We start from the raw sequence: 14807 nt of genomic DNA on the forward strand, positions 1-14807 counted from the left end.
AAAATGTGGCTACTATGAAATTAGGATTAAAGGAACGGGGAATGGGGAACAGAGTAAAGTAAATGTTTACAGATAGTTCTAACAATCCAAAAAAAGACTTCAGGATGATCAATCCAAAATTATCAAATCATCGCCTAATTCAGCAACGCTTATCATAATTCTAACAACAAAAAAGCACCCCCTCGCGGGAGTGCCTTTTCGTTCAGACTAGAACTTAACCATTGATAGCAGGAGCAGTCAGAGCTACAGGAGCCTGTTCACCACTAGCCAAGTCTAAGGGGAAGTTGTGAGCATTACGCTCGTGCATTACTTCCATACCGATACCAGCGCGGTTTAACACATCGGCCCAGGTACCGATTACACGACCTTGAGAATCGAGAATCGACTGGTTGAAGTTGAAACCGTTGAGGTTAAACGCCATGGTGCTAACACCCATTGCCGTAAACCAGATACCGATTACCGGCCATGCACCTAAGAAGAAGTGCAGGGAGCGGCTATTGTTGAAAGAAGCGTATTGGAAGATTAAACGTCCGAAGTAACCGTGAGCGGCAACGATATTGTAGGTTTCTTCCTCTTGACCGAATTTGTAACCGTAGTTCTGAGATTCGATTTCAGTGGTTTCACGCACTAAGGAAGAAGTTACTAGAGAACCGTGCATCGCGGAGAACAGAGAACCGCCGAACACACCAGCCACACCTAACATATGGAAGGGGTGCATCAGAATGTTATGTTCTGCTTGGAACACGAACATAAAGTTGAAGGTTCCAGAGATTCCTAAAGGCATACCATCAGAGAAAGAACCTTGTCCGATGGGATAGATTAAGAATACAGCAGTAGCGGCGGATACAGGTGCCGAGTAAGCCACACAGATCCAAGGACGCATTCCTAAACGGAAAGACAGTTCCCACTGACGACCGAGGTAGCAGAAGACACCTAGTAAGAAGTGGAAAATGACTAACTGGTAGGGACCACCGTTGTATAACCACTCATCTAAGGAAGCAGCTTCCCAGATGGGGTAGAAGTGGAGTCCAATTGCGTTGGAAGAGGGAACAACAGCACCAGAGATGATGTTGTTTCCGTAGAGTAGAGAACCAGCTACAGGCTCGCGAATACCGTCGATATCTACAGGAGGAGCGGCGATAAAGGCGATGATGAAGCAGGTGGTGGCGGTGAGCAGGGTGGGGATCATGATGACACCGAACCAGCCGACATAAAGACGGTTGTTGGTGCTGGTGATCCACTGGCAGAACTGCTCCCACAGGGAAGCGCTCTCGCGCTGTTGTAGAGTTGTGGTCATTGGTTTATGATTCCTATTAAGTTATCGAGGTACGATTGATTGATGATGTCTCTATCTTAAGGGTAATGTAACGGTTTGTAAAGAAGTTTGACAATATTGTTACTTATACCATTGATAAGCTGAGGTTATGTTAAGTCTATAGGGTTTCCTGGCCAAGTTTTCCTTTTGGGGAGTACGTCGTCAGAAGGCGATGCTAAATCAGGTCATACTTCATGTTTATGAAAAAAACCTAGATCTCGAACTCAGGTTAGACTAAAAAGGGAAATTTAATCATAATGGCGGTTGTCCTGACTATGGTAGAAAAAGTTCGTAAAACCGAGGCGGAATGGCAGGCCCAGCTAACTCCCGAACAGTTCCAAGTTACTCGCAAAAAGGGAACAGAACGGGCTTTTACGGGTAAATATCACGATAATAAAGAAAAAGGTATTTACAAATGTGTCTGCTGTGGTACGGAGTTATTTACTTCTGACAGCAAGTATGATTCGGGTACTGGTTGGCCGAGTTTCTGGACTGCTGCTAACGGGGCCAATATTAAGTACGAGCGAGATGTTAGTTTTTTCATGGTGCGGACAGAGATTGTTTGTGCCGCCTGTGATGCTCATCTCGGTCACGTTTTTAATGATGGTCCACCCCCGACGGGAAAACGCTATTGTCTCAATTCTGCCGCTTTGCAGTTTGAAAAAAATCCCTAAAGCAAAAAGAGGTCTGGAAAGACCTCTTTTTTTAAGTTCTAGTGGCAGCCGATTACAGTAAACCTGTATTAGTTCCCGGTTTGCCAGTGGCTAACTGCACTTTGACAATTTTGCCGCCCATTTTCATGATGCGTTGTTGCTCACGAAACCAATTATCGTAGGGAACGAGTTTGGTAAAATAGGTATTTTGTAATTCCCGTTGTGTCCGAATGCGGCTTTGGCTTGGAACACAAGCGGTGATTTTGAACATCCGCATGGATTGACTTCTCCTAATCGCTGAAAAACTTGTCGCTCAAACTAACGAAGGCTTTTTCCTAAAATAACAAAGGTCGGGAGTCAAGGATCAATACTAGCTCGTCAAAACCTATCTTGGACAGATTCAGCCTTTAAAGACCTAGCACTCATCCTCGGCTTCCCGAACCTATTTTGTCCGAGTTCGTTATTTCTAGCTTAAGCCAGAGCTAATGTAGTCGAAGTAAATCCCCATTTCTTTACCCGCATCAGCACCAACTAAACTAGCGGTGACTTCTTTCATCGCTTGGATAGCTTGAACGGTGGAGGAGATGGGTACACCTAAAGAGTTGTAGGTTTCTTTCAGGCCGTTGAGAACGCGCTCGTCGAGGATAGAAGGATCTCCAGCTAACATAGCGTAGGTAGCATAACGGAGATAGTAGTCGAGGTCACGGATACAAGCGGCGTAACGACGGGTGGTGTACATATTGCCACCGGGACGGGTTACGTCAGAGTATAACAGGGACTTAGCCACAGCTTCCTTAACGATACCGGCAGCGTTGGCGCTAATGACACTAGCGGCGCGCACGCGCAGTTCACCGGTGGCGAAGTAGCCTTTCAGTTTGCCGAGAGCAGAAGCGTCAAGGTATTTGCCTTGAACGTCAGCAGAGTTGATAACAGAAGTAATTGCGTCTTGCATGGTGGTTCTTCCTTGGGTTTTGCTTAATCTTAAGAGGTTTACGGGGGGTGTGTCTAGAACAATTCACAAAGGAATTATTCTACGACATAGAGCCGATCACGTAATCGAAGTAGGAAGAAGCTTCAGAAGCATCGTCAGAAGACATAAGACCAGTAGCAACTTCTTTCATTTCGCGAACGCTTTGAGCTACGGCACCGATGTCGGTTCCTAAAGATTTGTACATTTCACGCACACCGACTAAACCGATTTCTTCAATCGGGGTGACATCACCAGCAACTACTCCGTAGGTGATTAAACGTAGGTAGTAGTCCATGTCACGCAGACAGGTAGCGGTCATTTCTTCGCCGTAAGCGTTGCCACCGGGGGAAACGATGTCAGGACGTTTTTGGAATAAGCGATCGCCAGCTTGTTTGACGATGGTTTCGCGAGCGCCAGTCAGGGTTTCAGCGATGCGTAAACGAGCGGCACCACTGGTAACGAAGGCTTTAATTCTGTCTAGTTCGCCGGGGCTGAGGTAACGAGCTTCAGCATCAGCATTCACGATCGATTTCGTGACGATACTCATTGATGGATTCCTCCCAACTAAGTGAGATTAATAAACTTAATCTGACATTTTATAGCAGTCGTGGTCACTACGCTTAAGTTATCTCGTTTCCGCCTCAGCGTCTCAAGACTTCCCTAGCTAGAGCGACCTAACGCAACTATTTTGCGGCATCTGGTTCACCTTCTCACTATTTTCGTAATACTTTTTAACATTTGCCCTGAGAAAGGAGCACCGGAGTGGGGTATGAGGTGTGGGGTGTGGGGTGTAGGGTGTAGGGTGTGGGGTGTGGGGAGAATACAATGAAACTGTCTCCTGTCTCCTGCCTCCTGACGACTGATTTAGCCTAGCCAATTAATTGCCCCTTTAATCCAGTCTTCTGGCTGAGTATTTTTACTAAATAAAGCATCTTGACTGAGGACTGCGATAGCTCGATCGATCTCCTCCCGGCTGTATCCTAAAGCTAAAAGGGTCATCTGCACATCTTCGAGGATTTCCGCTGCTGGTAGTATTGCCGTGGTTGTCGTCGTCGCTTCTTTTAGCTGTCGCCATGCTGCCAATTTAGTTTTTAACTCTAAAGCGATTCTCTCTGCTGTTTTTAAGCCGACTCCGGGGGTTTTGCTCAAAATTTTGGTATTTCCCGTCACTATCGCCACCACAAGTTCCTCAATCCCCAAGGTATCGATTAAAGCTAGGGCTAATTGCGCTCCAACTCCATTGACGGAAAGCAGTTGACGAAACAGATCTCGCTCTGGGGCGGCGCCGAAACCGTACAATAAAGGCTGCTCCTCGCGAAGGAGTAGGTGAGTAAAAATCTGACGACTATCATTGTTATCTTTGCCGATGTCTAGGGCTAATCGCGAGGGAATTTGGATTTCGTAACCGATCTGGTTTACGTCTAAAATCAAGATCAGTCGGTTATTGGGGGTTTTGATCACCTCGATCGCTTGTCCGCGTAAATAATTAATCATTAATTTAGTTCTCCTACGAAAATAACCGAACCACAGCAATGACGGTTTTTACTCCCTAAAGGAATGCCGGAGAGATTTGCAGTTTTGTTACAATTGTTAACAGAAGTGAATGGCGTAATTGATAACCTAATCTTCTTGGCGTTAGTCCCCAACAATTGGAGAAGATACAAAATGAATGGCAACATTAGAGTCGGGAATCTCTTTGGAATTCCCTTTTATATTAATCCTTCTTGGTTCTTTGTTCTGGGGTTAATTACCTTAACCTATGGGGGAGATTTAAGTCAGTTTCCCCAGTTAACGGGAATTATGCCCTGGCTCTTAGGATTTTTTGCCGCTATTCTCCTATTTGCCTCCGTGGTTGCCCACGAATTAGGTCATAGTTTTGTTGCCATCGCCCAAGGTATTGAAGTCAAATCAATTACCCTCTTTTTATTCGGTGGTTTGGCAACTCTCGGCAGAGAATCGAAAACTCCTCTAGAAGCTTTTCTCGTAGCAATTGCTGGCCCTTTAGTTAGTTTACTGCTCTTCGGTATCTTCCTAATTATTGGTCTCAATATTAGCTTAAATGGGCCGATGGCGGCGATTCTTTCTCTGCTTGCCTATATCAACCTCGCCCTAGGGTTATTTAACCTGATCCCCGGTTTACCTTTAGATGGTGGTAATATCCTTAAAGCCATCGTTTGGCAAGTAACGGGTAATCCCAATAAAGGGGTTTTATTCGCTAGTCGCTTCGGTCAATTTTTTGGTTGGTTAGCGATTGTCATCGGTGCGCTATCAATTCTCGGAATCAGTCAATTTGGCAGTTTTTGGACGCTATTAATTGGCATTTTCCTCCTACAAAATGCCGGCTTTTCCGCTCAATCAGCTAAGGTTCAAGATTTCCTAAGTCGCTACACCGCTAAAGATGTTATCTCTCCTAATAGTCCTGTAGTGCCGATTAATTTAACCCTGCGGGAGTTTGCTAATAATTATGTTATCGGTAAACAACAATGGTCTAAATTCCTAGTTACCGATAGCGAAGGTAAACTATTAGGGGTGATTAATGTAGAGGATCTGAAAACGATTCCCACTTCCCAATGGACAGAGGTAAATATCGGCCGGTTATTACAAACTAGCGAAAGTCTCAAACTGGTTTTGTCTAATACTTCCCTCCTAGATGTGGTGAAAATTTTGGAAGGCGAAAATTTATCTCAAGTGACAGTGGTAGAAGAAAACGGCACAGTTTTGGGGTTAATTGAAAAAGCTTCTATCCTTACTTTTCTCGCCCAAGAAACCCAAAGTCAAACCGCTTAATCAGTGAGCAGTTATCAGTGAGCAGTTATCAGCTAGAATCAGTTAGGTAAATGTAGTTTTTACCTCAATATTATTGCATAATTTTGTTTAGTATCTACTGACTATACTAACTGTCGCATTGCTTGCCATAATTGCTCGTATTCTTGCTCGGTTGCTGGCGATAAAGGGTTTAAAAAATCGCTTTTTTTGACTGCTTCTGGATTGACAAGTAAAGGATTATTTCTAATATCTGGGGGAATTTGATCGGGATTTTCAGTGAGAATTAGGGGTGATAATCCAGAGGTAAATAAAGAAATTTTATTAGCGGATTCTGGTTGCCAACAAAAATCAATCCATTGCTGGACAAGAGAATTAGGAGTAGTTAAAACTGGTTTTACCCACACATCTGACCAGAGAGAAGTGCCAGATTTGGGGACAACAACTTTGATTTTATTATAGCGATCGCTCACTGGTAAAATATCATTAGACCAACCCACAGACAGCCAGACATCACCGAGTATTAGGGGTTGTAAATAATATTGAGAACTATAAAATCTTACCTGTTTTTGTAAAGCGAATAGCTGGTCTTTTAGTCCCATTACTTGTTTTAAATCACTAGAATTATAAGAATAACCCAATTTTTTTAGGGTTAAACCGATGACTTCGCGACGATTATCAATTAGGGCAATTTTACCGGTTAATTCCGGTCGCCATAGATCGGACCAATCCTGTGGCCGCCAGTCAAATTGAGCGAATTTTTTCTCATTATAGGCAATTACTGTCATTCCCCAACGGTAGGGCGCACCCCAGACTTTCCCCTCTGTTTCCAGTTGTCCTTGAGCATTGCGAGTCATATTTTCTTGCCAACGGGGGGGCAGTTTTGACCAATTAGAGAGTTGAGAAGTATCTAGGGGTTGAATTAAACCGTTGCTAATCGCTTTTCCTAGCCAAGCATCCCCTAGGGTGACTAAATTACCCATGGCTGGGTTTTGTTCCCTAAAAGGGATAGGAAACGAAAATTGTGAGGTTGGTTGCCCCTGATTTTTTAACCATTTTTCCAATAATTCTAATAGCTCTTTCAGCTGCCTTTCCGACTGAAAATTGACTTTTTTTTCGGCAATAGTTTTCTGAAAATCTGTTAGTAATCGCGGCGGAATCGAACCGGACAGGAGAAAAATGCTCGGCTCGCCGCTTCTGGAAGCGCAGCCATTTAAACCCCCCGCTAAGGCGATTGTACCTAATCCTTGCAAAAAAGAACGTCTATTTAACATATCGCCCGCCGATTCTCAATTTTAACAGTAATAATTGCCAGTTTCTAGCCTTGAATTATTATAGGACGATTTTTAACAAAATGTAAACTAGGGAGTTTTGCCGCTACCGATTTCAGCCATATAGAGGCTTTGTTGTTAACTTTTATGGTATAAAACTCTGATTTTGTCCTAGTTAAAGCTAGGATAGAAGGAGTAAGCTAAGGGGAGAGGGTATAAGACTATGCCAAACAATCATGATCGAGATTTCCATTATTCTTGTCGTTGTGGAAAAGCCAATTTTCAGTCTGTAAAACATCGATCGGGTATTTTATTAATCGGGGGAGCGGAAGGAGGTAAATTAGGAGAAGATCAAGCGACCACATGGTTATTAAATCGAGCTAAAGGCGGTAATTACTTAGTGTTGCGCTTTGGCGATCTTGGCGGTCAAGCCGATTGGATTTGCGACAATTATCCCTCCCTGATCGGCTCGGCAGCGGAACTATCAATTGATAGTCGTGAAGGGGCGAATCATCCTGATGTTATCGAATATATTCGTAATGCCGATATCCTTTTTTTTGCTGGTGGTGATCAAAATCAGTACGAGGATTTCTGGGAAAGCACAAAGGTGGAAACAGCGATCAATTATCTGATCAACGACAAAAAAGTTCCCGTGGCGGGAACCAGCGCAGGGATGGCTATTCTCGGGGATTTTTACTATGCGCCTACTCACGAAGGAGTACTGAGTTCAGAAATATTAAATAATCCCTTTCACTTCAACACCAAAGACTTCTATCGGAGTGATTTTATTCGGGTTCCTTTTCTCAAAAAAGTGGTGACAGATACCCATTTGGATCGACTCAATCAAGATCATCCCGAAACAAGATATGGTCGCCTTTTTGGTTTTTTAGCCCGTAATGTACACGATAATCACAATCAACTACCTGCCTACGCTATCGGTTTAGAAGAAGGTGCTTTTCTGGCGATCGATGAGCATGGTATCGCCAAAGTCTATGGCAACGGCACCGATAAGGGACAAGATGCCTATTTTCTGCAAACTAACGGGACTCTACCCGAACAGATGGAGCCGGATCGGCCTTTAATCTGGAATAACAACGGTCAAGCGGTGAAAGTCTATCGCATCGCAGGAACCCCCTCCGGCAGCGGTGAATTTGACCTCAAGGATTGGTCTAGTGCGGCTGGCGGTGGCTGGGAATATTGGTACACTAAAGGGGGAATGGCAGGGTTTAAGCGGGTTCCGGTAGCCTGAAGGTCATTTTTGTCAAAAAAGTGATTTCTATGGGTGTTAGGATTAATTTTGAGGCAATAAGGAGAATTTTTTGAGCTATGACCCCTGAATTAATCACTTTTGGTCGATATCTCGCGGGTGAATTTGAAAATCAACGGCAAGCGCAAGCAGAACCGGTATGGTACGTTCACCTGCGTTTATGGTTGCGTCCGTTGCCTTTATTTCGGGAAGACAGCATCGCGCTTTTTGCCGAACAGGCCAGTATCATCAATTTAGACCAACCCTACCGACCGCGACTGTGGCGATTAACGCGCTCGGAATCGGGAGGGTTAGAGGTTAGGCACTATATGTTTAATGACCTGAAATCCGTGCAAGGTGCGGGCAAAAATCCCGATATTTTGCGAAAAATTAGCTTAGAAGACCTAACTTTTCTGCATACCTGCACTTTATCGGTCAAAGTCCATACCCTCGCTGATAATCAATACCAGTTTATCGCCCAACCGCAACCGGAACAGCACTGTCAATTCACCTATGAGGGTACAACCTATCAGGTGGCTTTAGGTTTCGAGGTGACGAGTCATAGCCTAAAAACCTACGATAAAGGTCTAGATCCCGGCACTGGCAAGGGAATTTGGGGCGCTCTGCTCGGCCCCTATCAATACGAGAAAAAACAGGATTTTTCGGCAGAATTGGAGGTGTGAGGAAGATTGCATCACATTAGGTCAAAATGACGGCAGATAACACCGCAAACAGCCGCTAAAGCGGTAATTCCTAAAGCTGTACCGATGTCTTGTCCTTGATTGACGGCAAAAGAAGTGACGATTCCCGCACCTAAACCGGCTGTGATTGCTGCTCCGAGAAAATCTTTATCTGAGTTTTTATACATAGAGATAAGGCCAAATTTCCACAAAATCGTGTTTTTTACCTTATCATCCTCTTTTGAGCAACTAATCACCCAGGGGCGGAATTGCAATCAAGCTTTAGATTTAGCCACGTTTCTTAACATTAAGCCGGGTCAGATAGATAGGGGGTAAAATCGATGAAATTAGCTAAAATCTCTTTTTCTGGCTTTTTAATGCTGATTATCTCCCTTTTGCTAATACTGAGTTTTGTTAATGCCAGCAAGGCACAATCGGATACGGCGGTAAGATCGGAGTTAATTAGTCTCCGCAATCGAGTTGAGCGCCTTGAAAGTCAGGTCCGAGGAATATCCATCCGCGGGGAAAATGCCGCTCCGATTCCCCAACGGCGATCGGGAACGGGTATAGTAAATGGGGAAGTAGTCGGGGAAAGTGACCCACTGTTCCAGCGTTTAGCCACTTTAGTAATTGAATTAAAGGAAGATTTAAAAAAGCTGGAGCAACGGGTGCAAATCTTAGAAAAAGAAACCGTTAGCCAGAAATCGTAGTCAATTGATGCTATAACGATCGAAAGTTAAATTAATCTCAACTATGCAGTTAATTGATTATGTAATTATCCTGCTTTATCTGGCAGCAACCCTAATAATCGGGATTATCGCCGAGAAAAAAGCTTCTCAAGGTCTAGAATCCTACTTTTTGGGTAATCGCAATTTGCCCTGGTGGATGTTAGGGGTGTCGGGAATGGCGGCTAACACCGATTTAGCGGGAACTATGGTCATTTCTGCCCTAATTTACGCCGTCGGCCCCAAAGGACTATTTATCGAAATCCGCGGCGGTGTTGTCCTAATTATGGCCTTTCTCATGGCTTTTATGGGCAAATGGAATCGCCGGGCCAAAGTTATGACCATGGCGGAATGGATGCAATTTCGCTTTGGACCGGGAAAACAGGGTAATTTTGCCCGAATTATTAGCGCCGTCGCCACTCTCTTATTCTCTATCGGTGCGATGAGTTATTTCTCCGTTGCGGGGGGGAAATTTTTAGGGCAGTTTCTGGGTATGGATGACCGTCTTGCTTCGGTGATATTAATTCTTCTAACCTTGATTTATACGGTGGCCAGTGGTTTCTATGGTGGGGTAATTACCGATTTATTTCAAGGGTTTCTGATTTTTGTGGCGGTCATTTATGTATCGACAGTGGCCTTTTTTACTGTTAATCTTCCCGATAGTTTCACGGTAGCAATTCCGGGGGCAGCAGAGCCAAAAACTTGGAATTTAAGCGACTGGTCTAGTATTTTCCCTTCGATGACTTTGGATTTACCCGGAGATTATGCCATCTTTAATTTGTTTGGTGGGGTGATTTTCTTTTATTTAGTTAAAACCATCATCGAAGGTTGCAGCGGCAGCGGTGGTTATATGTTACAACGATACCTAGCGGCCAAAAGCGATCGAGATGCCGGTTTATTATCTTTATTCTGGATTATTCTGCTTTCTTTCCGTTGGCCTCTAGTCACAGCTTTTGCGGTTTTAGGTATTCACTACGGTTTAACCGAAGGCACGATTACAGATCCAGAAAGAATTCTGGCCACGGTGATTACTCAATACATTCCGGTGGGGATGAAAGGGTTATTAATTGCTGCTTTTTTAGCGGCGGCTATGTCCACTTTTAACGCAGTTATCAACGCTAGTGCCGCCTATTGGGTCAAAGATATCTATCAAGCTTTTTTGAAACCAAATGCGGGAGAACAGGAGTTAGTTTTTCAAGGTCGTCTGGCCTCGGTTTTTGTGGTCGTAATTGGCTTAGTTTTGAGTTTTAATATCCAAAATGTCAATGATATTTGGGGTTGGTTAACCACGGGATTAGGGGTAGGATTAGCAGTTCCTCTCCTATTACGTTGGTATTGGTGGCGCTTTAATGGTTATGGTTTTGCAGTGGGAACTTTAGCAGGAATGATTGCGGCTATTGCCTCACAAGCGATAATTTTACCTTTCTTTCGTCACAGTCAATATCAGGAACTTATTCTCTTTCTTGTGCCGAGTTTGTTCGCTTTAGCTGGCTGTATTATCGCTACTTTGTTAACTCCTCCCACCGATAGTTTAGTTATGGAAAATTTCTATAATGTTACCCGACCTTTTGGCTTTTGGGGAGAAGTCCGTCACAGTGTTAAACCTAACCTACAGGCAAAAATTAAAGCGGAAAATCAACGGGATATCATCGCCGCTTTTCTCACCGTTCCTTGGCAATTAGTCCTCTTTATGATGGGGATTGTTTTAATCATCAAGCAGTGGCAAAGTTTGAAGATTTTGGCTTTGGTTTTTCTTTTGCTTTCCATCGGTCTCTATTTTACTTGGTATCGACATTTATCTAAGGAAATTACCGTCACTAAAGACAGAGATTTAGGTTAGGCAGTTATCAGTTATCAGTTATCAGTTATGAGTAAGATCTCGTTCCCAGGTTCTACCTGAATACTATTTTAAGGCAGAGCCTTAGATATTGTGTTCCAAGGCAGAGCCTTGGAACAAGGGAAACTCGCAATCCAAAATCCAAAATCTAAAATCTAAAATCCCAAAAAGAGTGGAGGAGCGGGTATCATTTCTCCACGAAAATCTAGTAATTGCACTAGAATTAAATAAGCGATTGCGATCGCAATCGCAATCGCTCTAGTAATGATCGCAACCAGTTTTCCTCGATTCATAAACAATCCCTCAACTGATATAGTCTTATTGTACTAATGCCAGACAATAACATCATCGCGATCAAAGCGAACTTTCTTCAACAGTTGATATTTGTCTTCTAAGGAGCGATAGCCGAGAGCCACTGCTGCTACTGCTGCATAGCCACTACCTTCTAATTGCAGAATACGATCATAAGCCGCTGGCTCGATTCCTTCTAGTGGACAAGCATCAATATCGAGCAAGGCGGCGGTTTCCATCAGCATTCCCATCGCAATATAACTCTGTCGCTGAGACCACCATTGAACAATTGCTGAGCGTGGCCCATTAACTAAATCTGACACCATCAGATTCTTATAATTCTCCAGAGAAGCGACATCTAATTCTCGAACTTGAGCTATTTTTGCAACGAATTTCTCGACATATGCTACTTCAATTTTGGTAAGAGTAGCAAGTACCACATAGTGGGAGCAATCCTCTACTTGAGTTTGATTCCAACTGACCGGAGTAAGTGCCGCACGAATTTTTGGATCTTGAACGACAATAAATTTCCAGGGTTGCAAACCATATGAAGAAGGAGCCAGTCTCAAGCTTTCTTCTAAGATAAACCAATCTGCTTCAGAAATTTTTTTAGACGGGTCAAATTTTTTGACAGCGTATCTCCACTGAAGCTTTTCTAAAATTTCTTGAGGTTGAATCGTCATTATATCTCCTGGGCGATTGAGCGCTGGAATCTATTTTAAATTCTCTCAAAATCTGCAAAAAAAAAGCAAGCAAAATTTTGCCGTCAATTGTTAAGTTTGGTTAAGAAAAATAGCAAGAGCGGCAAGGAATAGAAATCCCTTACCGTTGACTTTGGCCGGACTCACCACTTCTTATAGGGTAAAAACTTACCCGACATGGTAATTTTAACGCGATCGCCTTTAGGGTCTTCCTCCTTATCCACGTCGAGGGTAAAATCGATCGCACTCATAATACCATCGCCGAATCTTTCATGAATCACCGATTTTAGGGGCATTCCATACACCTGCATGATCTCGTAGAAACGATAAATCAGGGGGTCGGTGGGGACAACCGGACCCAATCCCTTGACAGGATACTCGGTTAAGGATGCGACGATTTCGGTTCCCAGTCCCAAAGCTGCCACAATTTTCGTTGCTTCCTCTGGGGAGGCGCTCGCTTGCCGGTAAAAAACAGCGGCAATCCACACCTCATCTCGTCCTAGAATCGCTTCTAGGTCAGCGAAACTCAGTCCTTTTTCCTTCTTCGCTTCCAATAGTTTTGCAGTAATTTCGGGTATCATCGCTTATTTTTGCAGAATTTGTCTGCTTCTAGTTTACCTGAACATCAATTATATAAGTAAAAGTTATGACATTGATAAAAAAACATTTCTTAAAACCCCTTTACATAACTATAAAAAGCCGATAGTATTAACTCATGTCAAACAACGAACCTTGACAACCTAATACATACAGAAATTATCCAACCATGACTACAACTCTACAACAGCGCGAGAGCGCTTCCCTGTGGGAGCAGTTCTGCCAGTGGATCACCAGCACCAACAACCGTCTCTATGTCGGCTGGTTCGGTGTTATCATGATCCCCACCCTGCTCACCGCCACCACCTGCTTCATCATCGCCTTTATCGCCGCTCCTCCCGTAGATATCGACGGTATTCGCGAGCCTGTAGCTGGTTCTCTGCTCTACGGAAACAACATCATCTCCGGTGCGGTTGTTCCCTCTTCCAACGCGATTGGACTCCACTTCTACCCCATCTGGGAAGCTGCTTCCTTAGATGAGTGGTTATACAACGGTGGTCCCTACCAGTTAGTCATTTTCCACTTCTTACTAGGTGTCTTCTGCTACCTCGGTCGTCAGTGGGAACTGTCTTTCCGTTTAGGAATGCGTCCTTGGATCTGTGTGGCTTACTCGGCACCTGTATCCGCCGCTACTGCTGTATTCTTAATCTATCCCATCGGACAAGGTTCTTTCTCTGATGGTATGCCTTTAGGAATCTCTGGAACCTTCAACTTTATGTTCGTGTTCCAAGCAGAACATAACATTCTGATGCACCCCTTCCATATGTTAGGTGTGGCTGGTGTGTTCGGCGGTTCTCTGTTCTCCGCGATGCACGGTTCTCTAGTAACTTCTTCCTTAGTGCGTGAAACCACTGAAATCGAATCTCAGAACTACGGTTACAAATTCGGTCAAGAGGAAGAAACCTACAATATCGTTGCCGCTCACGGTTACTTCGGACGTTTAATCTTCCAATACGCTTCTTTCAACAATAGCCGCTCCCTGCACTTCTTCTTAGGTGCATGGCCGGTAATCGGTATCTGGTTTACGGCAATGGGTGTTAGCACCATGGCGTTTAACCTCAACGGTTTCAACTTCAACCAGTCGATTCTCGATTCTCAAGGTCGTGTAATCGGTACCTGGGCCGATGTGTTAAACCGCGCTGGTATCGGTATGGAAGTAATGCACGAGCGTAATGCTCACAACTTCCCCTTAGACTTAGCTAGTGGTGAACAGGCTCCTGTAGCTCTGACTGCTCCTGCTATCAATGGTTAAGTTCTAGTCTGAACGAAAAGGCACTCCCGCGAGGGGGTGCTTTTTTGTTGTTAGAATTATGATAAGCGTTGCTGAATTAGGCGATGATTTGATAATTTTGGATTGATCCTCCTGAAGTCTTCTTTTGGATTGTTAGAACTATCTGTAAACATTAGAGTTCTTGCATAATTAATTTTTGATAGTTTAAAAATGAGAAGAATAGGCATAAAATTGCATAAAATCCCTGAATAGAGCATTTAATTGATTAATGATCATTCTTAATTCTCCTGACTACTGATACTAAATCCAGTTATTAAAAACTGATTATTTATTCCCCTTTGCCTTTTGCCTCTCCTCATAACTAGCCTGTACTCAACGGATTTAGTATGACTACTGGCTCGTGACTCCTCACCTAAAGAAAGATTTTTGATTTTTGCAAGAGATCTAATCTATCGATTTTGATCCCTAAAAGCTGACAGCGGACGGCGGAAATTAATTGCGGTAAAAAGAACAAAAATGATTACAAT

17 protein-coding genes are annotated in these 14807 nt (G+C 43.7%); 7 read left to right on the forward strand and 10 right to left on the reverse strand.

Annotated elements, in window-relative coordinates:
* Positions 1–214: 214 nt before the first annotated feature.
* The gene (gene psbA / locus ACQY1Y_RS22145; RefSeq protein ID WP_002731626.1) at positions 215–1297 is read right to left on the reverse strand and encodes a photosystem II q(b) protein; all 1083 of its coding nucleotides are present in this window, start codon (positions 1295–1297) and stop codon (positions 215–217) included.
* Between the two features lie 275 nt (positions 1298–1572).
* On the opposite strand from psbA (ACQY1Y_RS22145), the gene msrB reads away from it, so the two are divergent.
* Positions 1573–1989, forward strand: a complete 417-nt coding sequence (gene msrB / locus ACQY1Y_RS22150) for a peptide-methionine (R)-S-oxide reductase MsrB (RefSeq protein ID WP_002791726.1) — start codon at positions 1573–1575, stop codon at positions 1987–1989.
* A 52-nt stretch (positions 1990–2041) separates the two neighbouring features.
* Here the strand turns inward: msrB and ACQY1Y_RS22155 are convergent, their stop codons facing one another.
* The 4 genes from ACQY1Y_RS22155 to ruvA all read right to left on the reverse strand — a co-directional run bounded on the left by ACQY1Y_RS22155 (position 2042) and on the right by ruvA (position 4432).
* Positions 2042–2245 carry a phycobilisome linker polypeptide gene (locus ACQY1Y_RS22155; protein ID WP_002739162.1) on the reverse strand — a complete coding sequence of 68 codons (204 nt, stop codon included), beginning with the start codon at positions 2243–2245 and terminating at the stop codon, positions 2042–2044.
* Positions 2246–2434: 189 nt separating this feature from the next.
* Complete coding sequence (gene apcB, locus ACQY1Y_RS22160) at positions 2435–2920, reverse strand: allophycocyanin subunit beta (RefSeq protein WP_002738786.1); 486 nt, start codon at positions 2918–2920, stop codon at positions 2435–2437.
* 79 nt (positions 2921–2999) lie between these two features.
* A complete protein-coding gene (locus ACQY1Y_RS22165) occupies positions 3000–3485 on the reverse strand; it encodes an allophycocyanin subunit alpha (protein WP_002744263.1) in 486 nt (161 codons plus the stop codon).
* Positions 3486–3802: 317 nt separating this feature from the next.
* Positions 3803–4432 carry a Holliday junction branch migration protein RuvA gene (gene ruvA, locus ACQY1Y_RS22170; protein WP_002777015.1) on the reverse strand — a complete coding sequence of 210 codons (630 nt, stop codon included), beginning with the start codon at positions 4430–4432 and terminating at the stop codon, positions 3803–3805.
* A gap of 63 nt (positions 4433–4495) precedes the next feature.
* Here ruvA and ACQY1Y_RS22175 point away from each other — a divergent pair, with 63 nt between their 5' ends.
* Positions 4496–5725, forward strand: coding sequence for a site-2 protease family protein (locus tag ACQY1Y_RS22175; protein WP_430013571.1), 1230 nt, complete (start codon positions 4496–4498; stop codon positions 5723–5725).
* 101 nt (positions 5726–5826) lie between these two features.
* Here ACQY1Y_RS22175 and ACQY1Y_RS22180 read toward each other — a convergent pair whose 3' ends face one another.
* Positions 5827–6975, reverse strand: coding sequence for a substrate-binding domain-containing protein (locus ACQY1Y_RS22180; protein WP_430013572.1), 1149 nt, complete (start codon positions 6973–6975; stop codon positions 5827–5829).
* Between the two features lie 220 nt (positions 6976–7195).
* On the opposite strand from ACQY1Y_RS22180, the gene ACQY1Y_RS22185 reads away from it, so the two are divergent.
* Both ACQY1Y_RS22185 and ACQY1Y_RS22190 read left to right on the forward strand, forming a co-directional pair.
* Positions 7196–8221 (forward strand): cyanophycinase, encoded by a 1026-nt coding sequence (locus ACQY1Y_RS22185; RefSeq protein WP_430013573.1) that lies wholly within the window; start codon positions 7196–7198, stop codon positions 8219–8221.
* A 77-nt stretch (positions 8222–8298) separates the two neighbouring features.
* Positions 8299–8901, forward strand: a complete 603-nt coding sequence (locus ACQY1Y_RS22190) for a chromophore lyase CpcT/CpeT (protein ID WP_430013574.1) — start codon at positions 8299–8301, stop codon at positions 8899–8901.
* Positions 8902–8912: 11 nt separating this feature from the next.
* Here ACQY1Y_RS22190 and ACQY1Y_RS22195 read toward each other — a convergent pair whose 3' ends face one another.
* Positions 8913–9086: a hypothetical protein gene (locus ACQY1Y_RS22195; RefSeq protein ID WP_002739017.1), complete on the reverse strand. Its 174-nt coding sequence runs from the start codon at positions 9084–9086 to the stop codon at positions 8913–8915.
* A gap of 153 nt (positions 9087–9239) precedes the next feature.
* On the opposite strand from ACQY1Y_RS22195, the gene ACQY1Y_RS22200 reads away from it, so the two are divergent.
* Complete coding sequence (locus tag ACQY1Y_RS22200; RefSeq protein WP_002777020.1) at positions 9240–9608, forward strand: hypothetical protein; 369 nt, start codon at positions 9240–9242, stop codon at positions 9606–9608.
* Positions 9609–9651: 43 nt separating this feature from the next.
* A complete protein-coding gene (locus tag ACQY1Y_RS22205; RefSeq protein WP_430013575.1) occupies positions 9652–11463 on the forward strand; it encodes a sodium:solute symporter family protein in 1812 nt (603 codons plus the stop codon).
* A 152-nt stretch (positions 11464–11615) separates the two neighbouring features.
* Here ACQY1Y_RS22205 and ACQY1Y_RS22210 read toward each other — a convergent pair whose 3' ends face one another.
* The 3 genes from ACQY1Y_RS22210 to cynS form a co-directional block, all read right to left on the reverse strand.
* Positions 11616–11753 (reverse strand): hypothetical protein, encoded by a 138-nt coding sequence (locus ACQY1Y_RS22210; protein ID WP_430013576.1) that lies wholly within the window; start codon positions 11751–11753, stop codon positions 11616–11618.
* A gap of 33 nt (positions 11754–11786) precedes the next feature.
* A complete protein-coding gene (locus ACQY1Y_RS22215) occupies positions 11787–12434 on the reverse strand; it encodes an NAD(P)H-dependent oxidoreductase (protein WP_016515431.1) in 648 nt (215 codons plus the stop codon).
* A gap of 161 nt (positions 12435–12595) precedes the next feature.
* Positions 12596–13033, reverse strand: coding sequence for a cyanase (gene cynS, locus ACQY1Y_RS22220; RefSeq protein ID WP_002738671.1), 438 nt, complete (start codon positions 13031–13033; stop codon positions 12596–12598).
* A gap of 185 nt (positions 13034–13218) precedes the next feature.
* On the opposite strand from cynS, the gene psbA (ACQY1Y_RS22225) reads away from it, so the two are divergent.
* On the forward strand, positions 13219–14301 hold the full coding sequence (psbA, locus tag ACQY1Y_RS22225) for a photosystem II q(b) protein (RefSeq protein WP_002731626.1): 1083 nt from the start codon (positions 13219–13221) through the stop codon (positions 14299–14301).
* Positions 14302–14807: the final 506 nt, after the last annotated feature.

Origin of the sequence: Microcystis ichthyoblabe FBCC-A1114 (assembly GCF_050500245.1) — a bacterium.
Lineage (GTDB): Bacteria > Cyanobacteriota > Cyanobacteriia > Cyanobacteriales > Microcystaceae > Microcystis > Microcystis ichthyoblabe_A.